Below are 18,151 nucleotides of genomic sequence, written 5' to 3'. Positions count from 1 at the left end.
AATGCCGCTGACCAACACCGAACCGACCGGGTTACGCTATGTATTTCAGCCGATGTTCAACCGCGAAGGCAAAATGATTGCGGTTGAATGTTTGACCCGGTTTGCTCATCACGAGCCTGCTAGTCCGCAAGAAATAGAACGGTTTTTCAGTGAGGCATCGGAATCACTGCGCGCCCGCATCCTGCTCGAACAGATTGAGCTGGTCAGGCAGCATCAGCAGTGGTTCCGCCACAACGAAGTCATGGTTACCCTCAACGTCGACGAGTCGACGCTGCATATGCTGCATGATGATTTTATCGCCGAGTGCGTGAAAACCATCGGCTGCCTGCATTTTGAGGTTAATGAATTTTCCAACACGCTGGTGAAACGCACCCCGACCATCGACGCCCTGACGGACAAATACTCCTTCTGGCTGGATGATTTTGGCGCCGGTTACGCCGGGTTCGCCGCCCTGACGGCGCAACCCTTTCGTTTTATCAAGACCGACAAGAACCTGTTATGGAGCCTGCTGGAAAAGAAAAACGGCCAGCAGTTGATGGACTCACTCCTGCACTATTTTCAGGCGAATCAGTATCAGGTGATCGTCGAAGGTATTGAAACCGAAGCTCATCTTCAGTGGCTGGAAAACATGCCGTGGTTTGCCCTGCAGGGGCTCCTCTGGCGGGAACAAACCATTGAAGCCTTAGTGGCCAGCGTCGAAAAATAACCCCGCTTTTCCCCGGATATCCACTCCCCCGCTATCCGGGCTGTCCGTCCTATCTTCAACTTATTAATTTTCAGGCATTTTTCTTTTCCCACCTCGTCTGTCCTCGCCTTTCATATTGTTAACTTATTGTTGCTGGCGATCACAAAAATTAAACAATATGGCTATTTCATACGCATTTTTCAAAAATGTAGATATTTTTAATTTATGGCTACGAAATGAGCATCACCCCGACTCTCTGACTCTACCCGAGGAATGATTCTGATGAATGCACTGACCGCCGTAAAACCTCATGCTGATGATTTGGCCCGCAGCTACACCGGTTTTTCCTTCGCTCCGTCCGCGCAATCGCCGCGTCTGCTGGAGCTAACGTTCACCGCCGAAACGACCGCACAATTTTTGCAACAAGTCGCGCAGTGGCCAGTGCAGGCGCTGGAATACAAATCCTTTTTGCGCTTTCAGGTCGGCAAGATCCTCGACGATCTGTGCGGCAACCAGCTGCAGCCGCTGCTGATCAACACACTGCTCAATCGCGCGGAGGGCGCTCTGCTGATCAACGGTATCGGCATTGACAACGTCTCTCAGGCCGATGAAATGGTCAAACTGGCTACCGCCGTGGCGCATTTGATCGGCCGTTCCAACTTTGATGCCATGAGCGGCCAGTATTACGCCCGCTTCGTGGTGAAAAACGTCGATAACTCAGATAGCTACCTGCGCCAGCCGCACCGCGTGATGGAACTGCACAATGACGGTACCTATGTCGAAGAAATTACCGACTACGTGCTGATGATGAAGATCGATGAACAGAATATGCAGGGCGGCAATTCACTGCTGCTGCATCTCGATGACTGGGAACATCTCGACGAATTCTTCCGCGATCCGCTGGCCCGCCGTCCAATGCGCTGGGCCGCGCCGCCGAGCAAAAACGTCAGCAAAGACGTCTTCCATCCGGTTTTCGACGTCGACCAGCAGGGTCGCCCGGTAATGCGCTATATCGACCAGTTTGTGCAGCCGAAAGATTTCGAAGAAGGCACCTGGCTGAGCCGCCTTTCCGACGCGCTGGAAACCAGTAAAAACATTCTTTCCGTACCGGTGCCGGTGGGTAAATTCCTGTTGATAAACAATCTTTTCTGGCTGCACGGTCGCGACCGCTTTACGCCGCATCCGGATCTGCGTCGCGAACTGATGCGCCAGCGCGGCTACTTTGCGTATTCCACGAATCATTACCAGACTCATCAATAAGGGTTCTTAGGCGAAGGAATTGAGCGGATGTATGATTTCGTGATTATCGGCGGCGGCATTATCGGCATGTCGACCGCCATGCAGTTAATTGAGATTTACCCGGACGCCCGCATTGCCCTGCTGGAAAAAGAGTCCGGTCCGGCCTGCCATCAGACTGGCCACAACAGCGGAGTAATCCACGCTGGGGTTTACTATACCCCCGGCAGCCTTAAGGCGCAGTTTTGCCTCGCCGGCAACCGCGCCACCAAAGCCTTTTGCGAGCAGAATGCAATTCGCTACGACGTCTGCGGCAAGATGCTGGTTGCCACCTCGCCGCTGGAGATGGAGCGGATGCGCGCGCTGTGGGATCGCACAGCCGCTAACGGGCTGCAACGCGAATGGCTGAGCGCGAGCGAGCTGCGCGAACGCGAGCCGAACATCAGCGGACTGGGCGGGATCTTCGTTCCTTCGAGCGGCATTGTCAGCTATCGTGAAGTAGCGGCGGCAATGGCGAAGATCTTCGAATCCAAAGGTGGAACGATCGTCTACGACGCCGAAGTCAGCGCCCTGAAAGAGCACGCCAGCGGCGTGGTAGTCCACACCCGCCAGGGCGGCGAATATGAGGCATCGACGCTGATTACCTGCTCCGGGCTGATGGCCGATCGGCTGGTGAAAATGATCGGCGTCGATCCCGGCTTTATCATCTGCCCGTTCCGCGGCGAATATTTCCAACTGGCGCCGCAGCACAACCAGATCGTCAATCATCTGATCTATCCGATCCCCGATCCGGCGATGCCGTTCCTCGGCGTCCACCTGACCCGTATGATCGACGGTAGCGTTACCGTCGGCCCTAACGCGGTGCTGGCGCTGAAGCGCGAAGGCTATCGCAAGCGCGATATCTCGCTGACCGATACCCTTGAGATCCTGACCTCGCCCGGCATTCGCCGGGTACTGCAAAACAACCTGCGCTCCGGGCTTGGCGAAATGAAGAATTCGCTGTGCAGAAGCGGCTATCTGCGGCTGGTGCAGAAATACTGCCCCAGCCTGACATTAAGCGATTTGCGCCCGTGGCCTGCCGGCGTGCGGGCACAGGCGGTATCGCCGCAGGGCAAGCTGATCGACGATTTCCTCTTTGTCACTACCGCGCGTTCCATCCACACCTGTAACGCGCCGTCGCCGGCGGCCACGTCGGCTATCCCGATCGGCGCGCACATCGTCAGCAAGGTGCAAACCCTGCTGGCAAGCCAGAGCAATCCCGGACGCACGCTGCGTGCGGCACGTAGCGTGGAGACACTACACGCCGCTTTTACTCGTTAACCCCTTAAGACAGGAAGCGATTATGCAACTTAAAGATGCAACTCTGTTTCGCCAGCAGGCGCTAATTGATGGCCAGTGGCGCGATGCGCAAAACGGCGACGTGATTGCGGTGACCAACCCCGCCAACGGCCAGCAGCTGGGTAGCGTGCCGAAAATGGGCGCCGACGAAACCCGCGAAGCGATTGAAGCCGCCAACCGCGCCCTGCCAGCCTGGCGTGCCCTGACCGCCAAAGAGCGCGCCACGCTTCTGCGCCGCTGGTTCGATCTGATGATGGAGAACCAGGACGATCTCGCCCGCCTGATGACCCTCGAACAGGGGAAACCGCTGGCGGAAGCCAAAGGCGAAATCAGCTACGCCGCCTCCTTTATTGAGTGGTTCGCCGAAGAAGGTAAGCGCATTTACGGCGATACCATTCCCGGTCATCAGGCCGACAAGCGCCTGATTGTCATCAAGCAGCCCATCGGCGTTACCGCCGCCATCACCCCGTGGAACTTCCCGGCGGCGATGATCACCCGTAAAGCGGGCCCGGCGCTGGCCGCCGGCTGTACCATGGTCCTGAAACCGGCGAGCCAGACGCCGTTTTCCGCGCTGGCGCTGGCCGAACTGGCGAATCGCGCCGGTATTCCCGCCGGGGTATTTAACGTGGTCACCGGTTCCGCCGGGGCCGTCGGCAACGAACTGACCAGCAACCCGCTGGTACGCAAGCTCTCCTTCACCGGCTCGACCGAAATTGGCCGCCAGCTGATGGAGCAGTGTGCGAAAGACATCAAAAAAGTGTCGTTAGAACTCGGCGGCAACGCGCCGTTTATCGTCTTTGACGACGCCGACCTCGATAAAGCCGTCGAAGGGGCGCTGGCGTCGAAGTTCCGCAACGCCGGGCAGACCTGCGTCTGCGCCAACCGACTGTATGTGCAGGACGGCGTCTATGACCGTTTCGCTGAAAAACTGCAGCAGGCGGTGGAAAAACTGCATATCGGCGACGGCCTGCAGGACGGCGTCACCACTGGCCCGCTGATCGATGATAAAGCGGTAGCTAAGGTCGAAGAACATATTGCCGACGCCCTTGCGAAAGGCGCGCGCATCGTCACCGGCGGCAAACCACACGCGCTGGGCGGCAACTTCTTCCAGCCCACCATTCTGGTCAACGTCCCGAGCAGCGCCAAAGTGGCGAAAGAAGAGACCTTCGGCCCGCTGGCGCCGCTGTTCCGCTTTAAAGATGAAGCCGATGTCATTGCCCAGGCCAACGATACCGAATTCGGCCTCGCCGCCTATTTCTACGCCCGCGACCTGAGCCGCGTCTTCCGCGTCGGCGAAGCGCTGGAGTACGGCATCGTTGGCATCAATACCGGCATTATCTCCAACGAAGTCGCGCCGTTCGGCGGCATTAAAGCCTCCGGTTTGGGCCGCGAAGGTTCGAAGTACGGCATCGAAGATTATTTAGAAATCAAATATATGTGTATCGGCCTTTAACAGGAGAGCAGGACATGACCAGCAATAAAGCGTTAATGCAGCGCCGTAGCGACGCGGTGCCGCGCGGCGTCGGACAGATTCACCCTATCTTTGCCGACCGTGCGGAGAACTGCCGGGTATGGGACGTTGAAGGCCGTGAATATCTCGATTTCGCCGGCGGTATCGCGGTGTTAAATACCGGCCACCTGCATCCTGAGGTGATCGCCGCGGTGGAAGGCCAGCTGAAGAAGCTGACCCACACCTGCTTCCAGGTGCTGGCCTACGAGCCCTACCTGCAGCTTTGCGAAATGATGAACCAGAAAGTGCCCGGCGATTTCGCCAAGAAAACCCTGCTGGTGACCACCGGTTCGGAAGCGGTGGAAAACGCGGTCAAAATCGCCCGCGCGGCGACCGGGCGTAGCGGCACCATCGCCTTTACCGGCGCCTATCATGGCCGTACCCATTACACCCTGTCGTTAACCGGTAAAGTGAACCCTTACTCCGCGGGCATGGGGTTAATGCCGGGCCACGTTTATCGCGCGCTCTACCCGTGCGCACTGCACGGCATCAGCGATGATGACGCGATCGCCAGCATCCATCGCATCTTCAAAAATGACGCCGCGCCGGAAGATATCGCCGCTATCGTCATCGAACCCGTCCAGGGCGAAGGCGGGTTCTACGCCGCCTCTCCGGCCTTTATGCAGCGCCTGCGCGCGCTGTGTGACGAGCACGGTATCATGCTGATCGCCGATGAAGTCCAGAGCGGCGCGGGCCGTACCGGCACGCTGTTCGCGATGGAGCAGATGGGCGTGGCGCCGGATATCACCACCTTTGCCAAATCCATCGCCGGCGGTTTCCCGCTGGCGGGCGTCACCGGACGGGCGGAAGTCATGGACGCCATCGCGCCGGGCGGATTGGGCGGCACCTATGCCGGCAACCCGATTGCCTGCGCCGCCGCGCTGGCGGTACTCAAGGTTTTCGAACAGGAAAATCTGTTGGAAAAAGCCAATCAGCTCGGCGACAAGCTGCGTAAAGGCCTGCTCAATATCGCCGAAACGCATCGCGAAATCGGCGACGTCCGCGGCCTGGGGGCGATGATCGCCATTGAACTCTTTGAAGAGGGCGATCACAGCAAACCCAACGCCAAACTGACGGCGGATATCGTCGCCCGCGCGCGCGATAAAGGCCTGATCCTGCTCTCCTGCGGGCCGTACTACAACGTGCTGCGTATTCTGGTGCCGCTGACTATCGAAGATGCGCAGATCGCGCAGGGACTGAAGATTATCGCCGACTGTTTTAACGAAGCTAAACAAGGCTAACACTCCTGCACCGGATGGCGACGCTCATGCGCCCCGTCCGGTTGCCTGTCGGCCGGATTGGGCGCAACCGCCATCCGGCAAACGGCGCCAAAAAACAATAAAAGGGGTTAATGATGGGGCAACTGTCGCAATCACATGATTTAGGGGGCGGGCTGAAATCACGCCACGTCACCATGTTATCTATTGCCGGCGTTATCGGCGCAAGTTTGTTTGTCGGTTCCAGCGTCGCCATTGCCGAAGCGGGCCCGGCGGTGCTGCTCTCCTACCTGTTCGCCGGGCTATTGGTGGTGATGATTATGCGTATGCTGGCCGAAATGGCCGTCGCCACCCCGGATACGGGCTCCTTTTCGACCTACGCCGACAAAGCGATCGGCCGCTGGGCGGGTTATACCATCGGCTGGCTGTACTGGTGGTTTTGGGTCCTGGTTATCCCCCTGGAAGCCAATATCGCCGCCATTATTCTCAACTCATGGATCCCCGGCGTACCGGTATGGCTATTCTCGCTGGTCATCACCCTCGCCCTCACCGGCAGTAATCTGCTGAGCGTCAAGAACTACGGCGAATTCGAGTTCTGGCTGGCTATCTGTAAGGTTATCGCCATTCTGGCCTTTATCGTGCTGGGCGCGGTGGCCATCACCGGCTTCTATCCCTATGCCGAAGTGAGCGGGATTTCGCGCCTGTGGGATCACGGCGGCTTTATGCCTAACGGCTTCGGCGCGGTGCTCAGCGCGATGCTCATTACCATGTTCTCATTTATGGGCGCGGAGATAGTCACCATTGCCGCCGCCGAATCGGATACGCCGGATAAACATATTGTTCGCGCCACAAATTCCGTTATCTGGCGCATCTCTATCTTCTATCTGTGCTCCATTTTCGTGGTCGTCTCGCTGATCCCGTGGAACATGCCGGGGCTGAAGAACGTCGGTTCATACCGTTCGGTACTGGAGTTACTGCATATCCCCTACGCCAAGCTGATTATGGACGGCGTGATCCTGCTGTCGGTGACCAGTTGCCTGAACTCGGCGCTGTATACCGCTTCGCGAATGCTCTATTCCCTGAGCCGCCGCGGCGATGCGCCAGCTATAATGGGCAAAACCAACCGCAGTAAAACGCCGTATGTGGCGGTGCTGCTCTCCACCGGCGCGGCCTTCTTAACGGTGGTGGTGAACTACTATGCCCCGGCGAAAGTCTTTAAATTCCTCATCGATAGCTCCGGCGCCATCGCCCTGCTGGTCTATCTGGTCATTGCCGTATCTCAGTTGCGGATGCGCAAAATCCTGCTGGCGAAAGGCGGTGAAATTCGCCTTAAGATGTGGCTCTATCCGTGGCTCACCTGGCTGGTTATCGCCTTTATCACCTTCGTACTGGTGGTGATGCTGTTCCGTCCGGCGCAGCAGCTGGAGGTCATTTCCACTGGCGCGCTGGCGATCGCTATCATCTGTACGGTGCCGATTATGTCGCGCTGGAAAAAGCTGCTATTGTGGCAAAAACTGCCGCTACAAAATACGCGTTAACCCTGTTCCCGGCGCAGGCCGGGAAATGTATTCAGGAGCAAGACTATGACCGCCATTCCCCAAGCGACGGCCATTGATGGATACCGCTGGTTGAAGATCGACATCATCCGCGGCGTTTATCAGCCTGATGAAAAACTGCGTATGAGCCTGCTGACGTCGCGCTATGAGCTTGGCGTCGGGCCGCTGCGGGAAGCGCTCTCGCAGCTGGTGGCCGAGCGGCTGGTGACGGTGGTCAACCAAAAAGGCTATCGTGTCGCCTCGATGTCCGAGGCGGAACTCCTCGATATCTTCGATGCCCGCGCCAATATGGAAGCCATGCTGGTGCGCCTCGCCATTGAGCGCGGTGGCGATGAGTGGGAAGCCGAGCTGCTGGCCCGCGCGCATCTGCTTAATAAGCTGGAATCCAGCGAAGCCAGTGAGCGCTTACTCGATGAATGGGATCAGCGCCATCAGGCGTTTCATACCGCCATTGTCGCCGGCTGTGGTTCGCAGTATTTACTGCAGATGCGCGAACGGCTGTTCGATCTGGCGGCGCGCTACCGCTTCATCTGGCTACGCACCACCGTGCTGTCGGTAGAAATGCTGGAAGATAAACATGTCCAGCACCAGACGCTGCTGGAAGCCATCCTGGCGCGCGACGCCGAGCGAGCCAGCGCGCTCATGCGCGAGCACTTACTTACCCCCATCCCGATTATCCAACAGGCGATGGCCGGCAAACTGCAGACGCAGCAGACCTGATTCAGGCGGCGGGCTTTTTATAATACGGCAGCTGCGTGACCGGATACTCGTAGTGTTCCTCCACCACGCAGCGGTCCGGCGTCGCCATTCCCGAGTAGAAGAAAAAGTACTCCTGACTGTCCGGGAAAAAGACCAGATCGTCGCCGTTACGAAAGCTGGTTACCCGATAGGGAATATGATTTTTGGTCTGCGCCTGACGCATGCCGGAAGCGACCTGGAAATGGTCGCCCCACTTCATGGTCGATAGCTGGTAATGGAAACGCGAGATGGTCACGTTTTTGCGTAAAGAGCAGGATAATTTTACCGCTGTGCCGGCGAAAGCCGGAGAAAGGAAGCAGCTTAATAAACTGATAGATAATAAAAATTTCATGAAGATCTTATAATTTTAGGGTCAATATTTGACGGTAACATGAATTGGCTGCGCAGGCAGGGATCGCGGCGGATTTTCGTGCCGCCACGTCCTATTCCAGGAATATTCCTAATTATTCTCGCCGCGTAGCACTTCGCGAAAGTGCATCACCAGCGGGCGCTGGTTAGCTTTGTGCCATACCGCCCACAGCTGGGTCGAATAGCTCATCCACGGAATTTCCCGCAGCACGACCCCCTCAGGGGCGTTATGCCGCAGGCTGTGCTGGATCAGCGCCACGCCCAGTCCCGCAGCCACCAGCCCCAGGGCCGTTAATGGCTCTCCGGCTTCCAGACGAATATCCGGATTAAAACCCGCACGCACGCAGGCGGCGACAAAATCATCGCGCGAATGGGCATCGTCGTTATGGATAACCGCGATCCACTGCTGATCGGCCAGCTGCGCCGGCTGCAAGTTTTCCGCAGCGGCCAGCGGATGATTCTGCGGCAAAGCCAGCAGCATCCGGTCATCAAGCACCTGGGTATACTCCAGATCCTGTTCGCCCGCCGAAGGCGGCATGTCCACCAGCGAGAAGTCCAGACTGCGCTGGCGCAGGCCCTCAATCTGCGTGGCTGGCGGCTGGCTATACAGCGCGATATGCACGTCCGGGCGAGACGTTCGTAGGGTGCGCAGCGCGGTAGAAAGCACGCCGGAGTGCATGGCGTTTTCGATATAACCGATACACAACCCGCCATCTTCGCCGCGCCCCAGTCGTTTACCTAATGATTCGAGACGGTTGGCATGGGTCAGCAACGAGCGCGTTTCGGCCAAAAACGTCTGCCCGTCCGCCGTCAGGCGAATACGCTGCTGGTTACGTTCAAACAGCATGAGCCCAAGGCGCTCCTCCAGCTGGGCTATCTGGCGGCTGAGCGGCGACTGCGAAATATGTAAGCGTTCGGCGGCACGGCCAACATGCTCCTCTTCCGCTACCACCACAAAGTACTTCAACTGGCGTAAATCAATCATGTGAGACCTCAAAGGACTTAAGTCAGACGAATTATGTCCTATCAAGTCATAACACCGCAAGGTATTGTGATCTCCGTCACAGGGCGACAGCACAAATCGCCCGCACAGAACCCTTCCCAAAACGGGAACCCAATATCGAGGACATCTTAGATGAGCATCAAACATATTCTACCAGGCAACATCGGTTTAGGCGGCGCGCCGCTGGGTAACATGTTCCGCAACATCCCGGAAGACGAGGCGCACGCCACCGTCGCCGCCGCCTGGGATCTGGGCGTTCGTTACTTCGATACCGCTCCGCTGTACGGGTCCGGTCTTTCTGAAATCCGGATGGGCGAAGCGCTCTCGCAATACCCTCGCGACCAGTTCGTTCTGAGCAGCAAAGTCGGCCGCATCATGCTTGATGAAATGGAAGACCCGGCTACGCGTGATTTCGGTGAGAAAGGTGGTCTTTTCGAATACGGCCTGAAGAACAAAATCCTCAACGATTACTCGGCCGACGCCACCCTGCGTTCTATTGAAGACAGTCTAAAACGGCTGAAAACCGACCATCTCGACATCGTATGGATCCACGATCCGGCGCAGGATTTCTACGGCGACAGCTGGCTGGAGCAGTTCAACATCGCCCGTACCGGCGCCTTCCGCGCGCTGACCCGCCTGCGTGAAGAAGGCGTAATTAAGGCATGGGGGCTGGGCGTAAACCGCGTCGAACCTTGTGAATTGACCTTAGCGCTCGACGAACCGAAGCCGGATGCGTTCCTGCTGGCTGGCCGCTACTCGCTGCTGGACCACAAACGCGCCCTGCAGCGCCTGATGCCGGAAGCGCTGGAACAGAATGTCGATATCGTTGTCGGCGGCCCTTACAGCTCGGGCGTTCTCGCCGGCGGTGAACACTTCGAATACCAGAAAGCCTCTGCGGCGATCCACCAGCAGGTGGCGCAGATCAAGGCCATTGCCGCCCGTCATCAGGTGGATGTGAAAGCCGCGGCGCTGCAGTTTGCCCTGGCTCATCCGGCGGTGGCTGCCGTGATCCCAGGCTCCAGCCGTCCGGGCCGTATGGCGGAAGATCTGGCCGCGTTGAAAGCGACCATCCCTGCCGCTTTCTGGGAAGAGATGCGCAGCCAGAATCTGGTGGCTGATAACGCGCCGCTGCCGATTCGTTAATTTTAGCGGGGCCACAGGGCCCCTCTTAAAACAAGAGAGACACCATGAAACTGGATCTAACTCATAAAGTCGCCGTGGTGAGCGGCTCCACTTCCGGCATCGGGCTTGGCATCGCTAAAGGCCTTGCTCAGGCGGGCGCGACCGTGGTCATCGTCGGCCGTCAACGGCGCGGTGTTGATACCGCCATAGCGGCGATTAATGCCGAACTCCCGGATGCGCAGCTGCGCGGGGTGGTCGCCGACCTCAGCACCGAGGAGGGCGTCAGCGCGCTGCTCGTCGCCGAGCCGCATGCTGATGTGGTGGTTAACAACCTCGGCATCTTTAACGATAAAGATTTCTTTAGCGTACCGGATAGCGAGTGGATGCACTTTTATAACGTCAACGTGCTTTCCGGCGTGCGGCTGTCGCGCCACTACGCCCGGGGGATGATCGACAACGGCTGGGGACGCATTATTTTCGTCTCCTCGGAATCCGGCGTCGCGATTCCTGCCGACATGATCAACTACGGCGTGACCAAAAGCGCCAATCTCGCGGTCTCCCACGGGCTGGCGAAACGGCTCGCCGGTACCGGCGTCACCGTTAACGCTATTCTGCCCGGCCCCACCTTCACCGAAGGTTTGCAGGAGATGCTGGCGGAGGCCGCCGCGCAGTCTGGCCGCAGCCCGCGTGAACAGGCTGATGAATTTGTGAAGACCGCGCGCCCAAGCTCGATTATCCAGCGGGCGGCGGACGTCGACGAAGTGGCGAACCTGGCGGTGTATCTCGCCTCGCCGCTTTCGTCGGCCACTACCGGCGCTGCACTGCGCGTCGATGGCGGCGTCGTCGACACCCTGGCAATGTAATTCTAATCATCTGACATAAAGAGAGAAATAAAATGGCTAATACTACTGTATCTATCGAAATCCCGGCTTCTGTCGACCAGGTCTGGCAACTGATGGGCGGCTTTGACTCGCTGCCCGACTGGCTGCCGTTCATCCCGAAAAGCGTAGTGAGCGAAGGAGGACGCGTGCGTACGCTGACCACTTCCGATGGCGGCACGGTCATTGAACGTCTGGAGGCGTTTGATAACCGCCAGCGCAGCTATAGCTACTCGATAATCCAGGCGCCGTTCCCGGTTGTGGATTACCTCTCCACGATCGCGGTAGTGGCCACTGCCGATAGCAATATCACCCGCGTCGAGTGGTCCGGCAGCTTCACGCCGGTTAACGTCAGCGACGCGGATGCCGAAGCGCTGTTCAGCGGTATTTATCGCGACGGCCTGCAGGCATTGAAAAATAACTTTAGCGCCTGATTGTTGCCAGGAATGGCCAGGCCATTCCTTTTATGAACAAAAGAAGAAAAGTCTATTGCCCGTTGCCGTCTTTTTCAGACAACGGGCGGGGCATATCCTTTACGCCATCACGTTGCAACGGGCGACGTTAACGAAACAACTTACCAGGATTATGAACATGAAAACCGTATCGACTATTTTTTCCGCAGCCGCACTTTCACTTTTTGCCTTTACCGCTTCCGCGCATAGCGTCACTGCGACCGGTAATACGCTTGACTCCGCTGAAGCGGTGATTGCCAAAAAAGCGAAAGAACTGAATGCGAGTGATTATAAAATCACCAGCGCCCATATGGGGAATAAGGTGACGATGAGCGCCGAGCTGTACAAGTAAAGTCGGGTACTCTTCAGAGCCCCGGCAACTCAGCATCTTGAGTTGGCCGGGGGCTAAGAACTCTCACTCTCCAGACTCCGGTTGTTTCACCTGCAATTAGTCCTACACCCTGAATTCCACTCTATGTTTACGCTCAACAACAATTAATACTTCGGTATTAATCCTCCTCTTTCCCGCTTAAATAACTCGCATAAAGAACATTAAAAAACAGTTTTATTTTTAAAGTGAGATTTGTCGACACTACCCAACTCATAGTCTACAATGATGATTGATAACCATTTATTGCAAATGTGAATGATTATCAGGCTTTCCAGTTAGTTTAAAACTAAAGCATAACGATGTTTAAATAACTCATTTTAAACGAGCAAAAAATGGCAGATAACAATATAAAAATTTATCACTCCCGTTATAGCAAGTTGATAAAACTACTGGATTTCCTCACCGTCAACATTTTGATTTTTATCTATTTAAAATATTTTTACACTGAACCCTCTACCGCTTCCGCGCTCGTTGGCATTATCTATTCATTAGTATTCATAAGAATTAATGAGTATTTCCAACTGTATTCCGGACAATTTAAAGGCCACTATTTCACAAAATCAGCCGCACTTATATTAAGCGTATGCCTAAGTAGTATTGTTTCATTTTTATTTTTTGTCGTTGCCGAGTGGTTAATTAACGCACAATCTGTAGTTAATTTTATCCCGCTGGCCGTCAGTTTGGCTAAGTGTTCGATATTTATATTTTTAATTGTCTTTGTGGTGCGGGCAATCACCGCGCATTATCTGTTTAACTCGGTGTTACGGGTGGCGATTCTTGGTATTACGCCTGCGGGCCTGGCCATCGAGCAGGCTTTACAAAAAGAGTACTCACAGCGCGGCATCATCATCAGCTATTTTGAAGATCGCAACAACCAGCGCGATAGCCGACTGATGAGTATTGAAAGAAAAGGCAACTCGCGCGATCTGCTGGCTCTGGCGAAAACAGGCGGCGTTGATGAAATTTACATCGCGCTCCCCATGGTTGCGCAGCAGCGTATTAAGCAGTTTCTTAATGAATTCTCTGACACAACCGTCGATGTATTCCTGGTACCGGATCTATTCTCTTACAGCTCGCATATTTCCCAGCTGCGCATGTTCGGCAATCTGCAGACTATCAGTATCTTCACTTCGCCTTTTGATGGCGAAGGGGCGATCATCAAGCGTATTGAAGATATCATTCTCGGCTCTTTCTTTACCTTAATTAGCCTGCCGGCGATGCTGTTCGTGGCGATTGGTATCAAGCTCACCTCGCCGGGGCCGATTTTATTTAAACAGAATCGTTATGGCCTCAACGGCAAGCAAATAGAAGTATGGAAATTCAGGACCATGCGGGTCATGGAAAATAGCGCCGTGGTCACTCAGGCGACCCGCAACGATCCGCGCATCACCAAATTCGGCGCTTTTTTGCGTAAAACCTCACTGGATGAACTGCCGCAGTTTTTCAACGTGCTACAGGGGCGGATGTCGATCGTCGGTCCGCGCCCGCACGCGGTGGCGCATAACGAGCAGTATCGCGTGCTGGTGGAGAACTACATGATTCGCCATAAGGTTAAACCAGGGATCACGGGGCTTGCGCAGATTAACGGCTTCCGCGGCGAGACCGATACGCTGGACAAAATGGAGAAGCGAATTCAGTACGACCTGGCCTACATCCAGTCCTGGTCGCTGTTCCTCGATCTCAAAATCGTCTTTTTGACTTTCTTCCGGGGCTTTGTAGGCAAAAATGCGTTCTAGGTTCGCCGTTCTGGCCGGTTTGCTGTCTGTGCCTTACGCACACGCCGACCTGCAGGCAAAACCGCATACCGGTGTTGCCGGCATCGATTTCGAGAGCCAGTTGGGTTATGACATCGGTTACGATGACAACGTGACCTGGCAGCGCTACGACCAAAATAAAATCGGTTCCAGCTACCAGAATATTAAACCTATCGTCAAAGCCATCGGCGAACGGTATGAAGACCGCTACCTGTTGATGTATTCCGGCGATTACCGCAACTATGGCAACGATAGCGCGGATAATCGCAATAACCATTTTTTTATGTTTAACGGCAAATGGCGATTTGGCAGCATGCACGGGCTGTCATTGGATCTCGATGAGACGCTGGGTCATGAAGAGCGCGGCCGCGACACCACCGAAGGCTTTTTGCCCGAGCAGTTTAAAGAGTTTGGCATCAACAAACCGATCGGCACCCGCTTCTTTAATAGCGAGCTTCGTTACAGCTACGGCGCGCCGGAAGGCCGCGGTAAAGTTGAAGTCGCGCTACTGCATAAACAGTTGCGTTTTCGCGACCTCGACAGCATCAAAGACGCCAGCGATGACTTTAACTATTACATGCACGATCAGGAGTGGCATGAAAACAGCCTGGTGGCCGAACTGTTCGACCAGAAAGCTAAAACGCTGCGCTATCGCTATAGCTTTATCACCAACCAGCGCCGCTACGAGCTGAATCCGTTAAAAGACAGCAATGAGTATTATCTACTGGTCGGCATGAAGAATCGCCTGTCGGGTAAAACGGAGATTAACGGTAACGTCGCCTGGCTCTACAAAGACTTTATCCATAACCCGGACTCACAGGGTTTTAACGGCTTGAACTGGGATATCAACGCCGACTGGAAACCGCTGGAACAAATGAAAGTTAACCTACACAGTTCCCAGCGCATCAAGGACCCCACCGACTCCGGCGGCTATATCCTGGTGTCAAATTTCGGCGTCGGCTATGAACATCACTGGCTGGTGGATCGTTTCTCAACTCTGGTCGATTATTCATATATCACCGAAGACTATAAGCATCAGAGCAATAAGCGCAAAGATAAGTCTAATCTGCTGTCGCTGACCTTTAACTATGATTTCCGACCATCGGTTAACTTTAAGCTGAAGCTGCAATGGAACACCATGCACTCAAATAAAGATACGGACACTTTTTATATTGGCCCGGACTACTCGCATGCGGTTGACCGCACCCTGGGCTACGACGATTCGGCCATTATTTTTATGACGCAGGTACAACTATGACCTTTTTAAACAGGACACTGGTGATGCTTCCGCTGCTGGCGCTACTGCTGGCGGGCTGTTCGACGCCGCCGCAGACCATTAAAACGCCGCCGGACGCCGTCTACCTTTTGGACCAGGGCGATGAAGTCAATATTGCAGTCTCCGGGGAGCAGGATCTGACGATGCGGGTAAAAATCGATAATAGCGGCAGCATTGATTACCCCTATATCGGATCGCTGCTGTTAAAAGGCAAAACGCCTGAACAGGTGAGTAATGAAATCGCCGATAAACTGCGCGGTAACTACCTACAGGCGCCGATGGTCACGGTGAGCATCGCCGAATACCGCAAAGTTTATCTGCTCGGCGAAGTGAAAAAACCGGATGGATATGCCTGGGAGCCGGGTTTAACGGCGGAAAAAGCCATTGCCCTGGCCGGCGGTTTCACCGACCGCGCCGACCGTCATGATATTCAAATTCGACAGGCCCGCGGCGGAAGGCTGCTGGAAAATGTCGCCGCCGACTCCGCCGTGCAGGCAGGAGATACCATCATTATTGGCATGAGTTTCTTCTGATATGGCAATTTCACTGGTCGAAAACGCGAAAAAGAAAGAAGGCTTTATCGACTTCACGCCTTATTTCAACAAAATTAAGCACAAGCTTATCTGGTGCCTGGCGGTGGTGATTGTCGCCGCCGTGGCATCGTTTATTCTGACGCGCTTTATGTCCTCCAGCTACACGGCGACCGCTACCGTGCTGTTCAAAGCGCAGTCGCAGGACGTCTCTCCCCTACCGCGGCTGGAAAACTACGACTCCACGCGCAGCGATTACTACGAGACCAAGTACGCGTTAATGGGGTCACGAGTGGTGCTCGATGCCGCGGTGCGCAAATTAAAGCTGGAGCAGGATAGCGAATTTAACGGCGGCGATAATCTCGACGAAACCGCGCGTATTAATAATGCTATTCAGGCGCTGCAAAAAAGCCTGACCATTTCCGGCGTGCGCACCACCCAACTGGTTGCCGTGTCGATGGAAGCGAAATCACCGCAGAAAGCCGCCGATATCGCCAACGGCGTCGCCCAGGCATTCATCGATTACAGCCTGCAGCAGAAGCAAAATACCTTGCTTCAGGCGCAGGGCTGGAACGAAAAAATGATGGACGACCTGAAAACCAAAATGGATCAGCAGAAGGCAGACATCGATAACTTCCTCAAGCAGAACGGATTACTAACCTTCCGCAGCATGGATGGTTATGAGACCGAGCGGCTGGGGATTGTGATTAACCATCTGGCCGACGCCACCCAGCGCCGCCTGAAAGCGCAGACGGTATGGGACAAGGTCCGTCGCCAGCAGGGTAAACCGGTAGAACAGATTATCTCGCTGCCGGAAATCTCCGGTCATCCGCAGGTGCAGGATTTACGCATTGCGCTCATCCAGACGCGGCGCAATCTTTCCGAAGCGGCCAAACACTACGGCCCGCAGCATCCGAAATATCTGCAGGCCCAGGCGCAGCTACAGGCGGTGAATGCCCAGCTCGGTCAGGTACTGGGCGAGCTGTTTAACGGCCTGCGCCAGCAGTATCAAATCGCCCTCGACGATGAGCAGCACTACCAAAAAATGCTCAACGATCAGAAGGCCGATTTCCAGGCGCTCGGCGCCAAGCGCGACCAGTACAACACCATGACCACCGCGCTGAATAAAACCGAAGAGCTTTATAAGTCGCTGTACCAGCGCGCTAACGAGCAGAAATTGTCGGAGACCTTCTCGGTACCGGATGAAGTCATTTACGACGCCGCCGTGCCGCCGGACCGCCCGTCTAAACCCCAGCGCGGCCTGTTAATCGTGATGATTACCATGATGGCGCTGGCGCTGTATATCATGTACCTGATCGTCAGTACCGCGCTGGATAAAACGGTGAATAGCCTCAGCGAGCTCAAAGCGAAAACCGCCCTCGAGGCCAGCGGCGAATTTCCGCTCCTGACGCATCTGGAAAACGCGCAGCAGATTTTCCATAACGTGCTCTACGCCGATATGATCCACAGCCTACGGCTGGCGTTGCTCAATCAGCGCGATAAACCCGCCACCATCCTGGTGACTTCGGTGCAATCCCGTTCCGGCAGTTCGTTTATTGCCGAACTGCTGGCTTGCTCAGCCAGCAAATCGCGTAAAACGCTGCTGATTGACCTCGACTACCTGGCCACTCAGGGATTATCGGCCAAATTTCCGCAACATAAACAAGGCTTTAGTCAATTGCTGAACGGCGAGTGCATGCCGGAGCAGTCCGTCGTCAAACTGGATGATCAACTGGACTTTATGCCACGCGGCAAACTCAACGACTCTTCGCTGCTGTTGCTCACCTCTGAACGCCTGCCGGCGCTGCTGACAACGTTGCATCAGACTTACGATACGCTAATCATCGACGCTCCGGCGCTCAACCAGGCGCAGGATAGTCTGCTGCTGGCAGCACAAAGCGATATGACTCTGCTGGTGGTTAAGGCCGGCGAACTGGCTCCGCGGATCCGCAAAGCGGAACAACGTCTGCAGAGTGCGGGCAATCGCCGGGTGGCAAGCGTGCTCAACCAGGTGCGCGAAGAACATCTGGAAACGCAGGAAGGTAAACGCCTGCTTGAGCGCCAGATGCGCGAACTCATTGCTCCGAAATAGCGCC

General features: G+C 55.6%; 17 protein-coding genes. 15 read left to right on the top strand and 2 right to left on the bottom strand.

From position 1 onward, the window contains the following. Position 1 precedes the first annotated feature (1 nt). The 7 genes from PGR29_RS21060 (at position 2) to csiR (ending at position 8,262) form a co-directional block, all read left to right on the top strand. Complete coding sequence (locus PGR29_RS21060) at positions 2-706, top strand: EAL domain-containing protein (protein ID WP_045391073.1); 705 nt, start codon at positions 2-4, stop codon at positions 704-706. 261 nt (positions 707-967) lie between these two features. Further along, on the top strand, positions 968-1,945 hold the full coding sequence (gene glaH, locus PGR29_RS21055) for a glutarate dioxygenase GlaH (protein ID WP_213794293.1): 978 nt from the start codon (positions 968-970) through the stop codon (positions 1,943-1,945). A 27-nt stretch (positions 1,946-1,972) separates the two neighbouring features. Next, positions 1,973-3,241, top strand: coding sequence for an L-2-hydroxyglutarate oxidase (lhgO, locus tag PGR29_RS21050; protein ID WP_015704497.1), 1,269 nt, complete (start codon positions 1,973-1,975; stop codon positions 3,239-3,241). A gap of 22 nt (positions 3,242-3,263) precedes the next feature. Then, entirely contained in the window at positions 3,264-4,712 is a 1,449-nt protein-coding gene (gene gabD / locus PGR29_RS21045) for an NADP-dependent succinate-semialdehyde dehydrogenase (protein WP_113374944.1), read from the top strand. Positions 4,713-4,726: 14 nt separating this feature from the next. Next, positions 4,727-6,010, top strand: coding sequence for a 4-aminobutyrate--2-oxoglutarate transaminase (gene gabT / locus PGR29_RS21040; RefSeq protein ID WP_015368062.1), 1,284 nt, complete (start codon positions 4,727-4,729; stop codon positions 6,008-6,010). Between the two features lie 113 nt (positions 6,011-6,123). Beyond that, entirely contained in the window at positions 6,124-7,524 is a 1,401-nt protein-coding gene (gene gabP, locus PGR29_RS21035; protein ID WP_015704496.1) for a GABA permease, read from the top strand. Between the two features lie 45 nt (positions 7,525-7,569). After that, on the top strand, positions 7,570-8,262 hold the full coding sequence (gene csiR, locus PGR29_RS21030) for a DNA-binding transcriptional regulator CsiR (RefSeq protein WP_316425238.1): 693 nt from the start codon (positions 7,570-7,572) through the stop codon (positions 8,260-8,262). 1 nt (position 8,263) lies between these two features. Here the strand turns inward: csiR and PGR29_RS21025 are convergent, their stop codons facing one another. Both PGR29_RS21025 and PGR29_RS21020 read right to left on the bottom strand, forming a co-directional pair. Beyond that, positions 8,264-8,632, bottom strand: a complete 369-nt coding sequence (locus PGR29_RS21025; protein ID WP_228302482.1) for a hypothetical protein — start codon at positions 8,630-8,632, stop codon at positions 8,264-8,266. A gap of 108 nt (positions 8,633-8,740) precedes the next feature. After that, positions 8,741-9,634 (bottom strand): LysR substrate-binding domain-containing protein, encoded by an 894-nt coding sequence (locus PGR29_RS21020; RefSeq protein ID WP_015368059.1) that lies wholly within the window; start codon positions 9,632-9,634, stop codon positions 8,741-8,743. A 150-nt stretch (positions 9,635-9,784) separates the two neighbouring features. On the opposite strand from PGR29_RS21020, the gene PGR29_RS21015 reads away from it, so the two are divergent. The 8 genes from PGR29_RS21015 to PGR29_RS20980 all read left to right on the top strand — a co-directional run bounded on the left by PGR29_RS21015 (position 9,785) and on the right by PGR29_RS20980 (position 18,147). Next, a complete protein-coding gene (locus PGR29_RS21015) occupies positions 9,785-10,795 on the top strand; it encodes an aldo/keto reductase (protein WP_087859123.1) in 1,011 nt (336 codons plus the stop codon). Positions 10,796-10,839: 44 nt separating this feature from the next. Beyond that, a complete protein-coding gene (locus tag PGR29_RS21010; protein ID WP_316425237.1) occupies positions 10,840-11,637 on the top strand; it encodes an SDR family NAD(P)-dependent oxidoreductase in 798 nt (265 codons plus the stop codon). 32 nt (positions 11,638-11,669) lie between these two features. After that, a complete protein-coding gene (locus PGR29_RS21005; RefSeq protein WP_045391102.1) occupies positions 11,670-12,086 on the top strand; it encodes an SRPBCC family protein in 417 nt (138 codons plus the stop codon). A 157-nt stretch (positions 12,087-12,243) separates the two neighbouring features. Next, a complete protein-coding gene (locus tag PGR29_RS21000) occupies positions 12,244-12,456 on the top strand; it encodes a DUF1471 domain-containing protein (RefSeq protein WP_087859121.1) in 213 nt (70 codons plus the stop codon). Positions 12,457-12,827: 371 nt separating this feature from the next. Next, on the top strand, positions 12,828-14,231 hold the full coding sequence (locus PGR29_RS20995) for an undecaprenyl-phosphate glucose phosphotransferase (RefSeq protein WP_087859120.1): 1,404 nt from the start codon (positions 12,828-12,830) through the stop codon (positions 14,229-14,231). Next, a complete protein-coding gene (locus PGR29_RS20990; RefSeq protein WP_316425235.1) occupies positions 14,221-15,507 on the top strand; it encodes an outer membrane beta-barrel protein in 1,287 nt (428 codons plus the stop codon). Before PGR29_RS20995 ends, PGR29_RS20990 begins: the two co-directional genes overlap by 11 nt. Then, positions 15,504-16,058 carry a polysaccharide biosynthesis/export family protein gene (locus PGR29_RS20985; protein ID WP_032707499.1) on the top strand — a complete coding sequence of 185 codons (555 nt, stop codon included), beginning with the start codon at positions 15,504-15,506 and terminating at the stop codon, positions 16,056-16,058. The genes PGR29_RS20990 and PGR29_RS20985 overlap by 4 nt, the downstream gene beginning before the upstream one ends. 1 nt (position 16,059) lies before the next feature. Beyond that, positions 16,060-18,147, top strand: a complete 2,088-nt coding sequence (locus PGR29_RS20980) for a GumC family protein (protein WP_271031972.1) — start codon at positions 16,060-16,062, stop codon at positions 18,145-18,147. The last annotated feature ends 4 nt before the right edge of the window (positions 18,148-18,151 follow it).

This window comes from Klebsiella sp. 141203 (assembly GCF_032601985.1).
GTDB lineage: Bacteria > Pseudomonadota > Gammaproteobacteria > Enterobacterales > Enterobacteriaceae > Klebsiella > Klebsiella aerogenes.
This window is presented reverse-complemented; position numbering and strand designations above follow the sequence as displayed.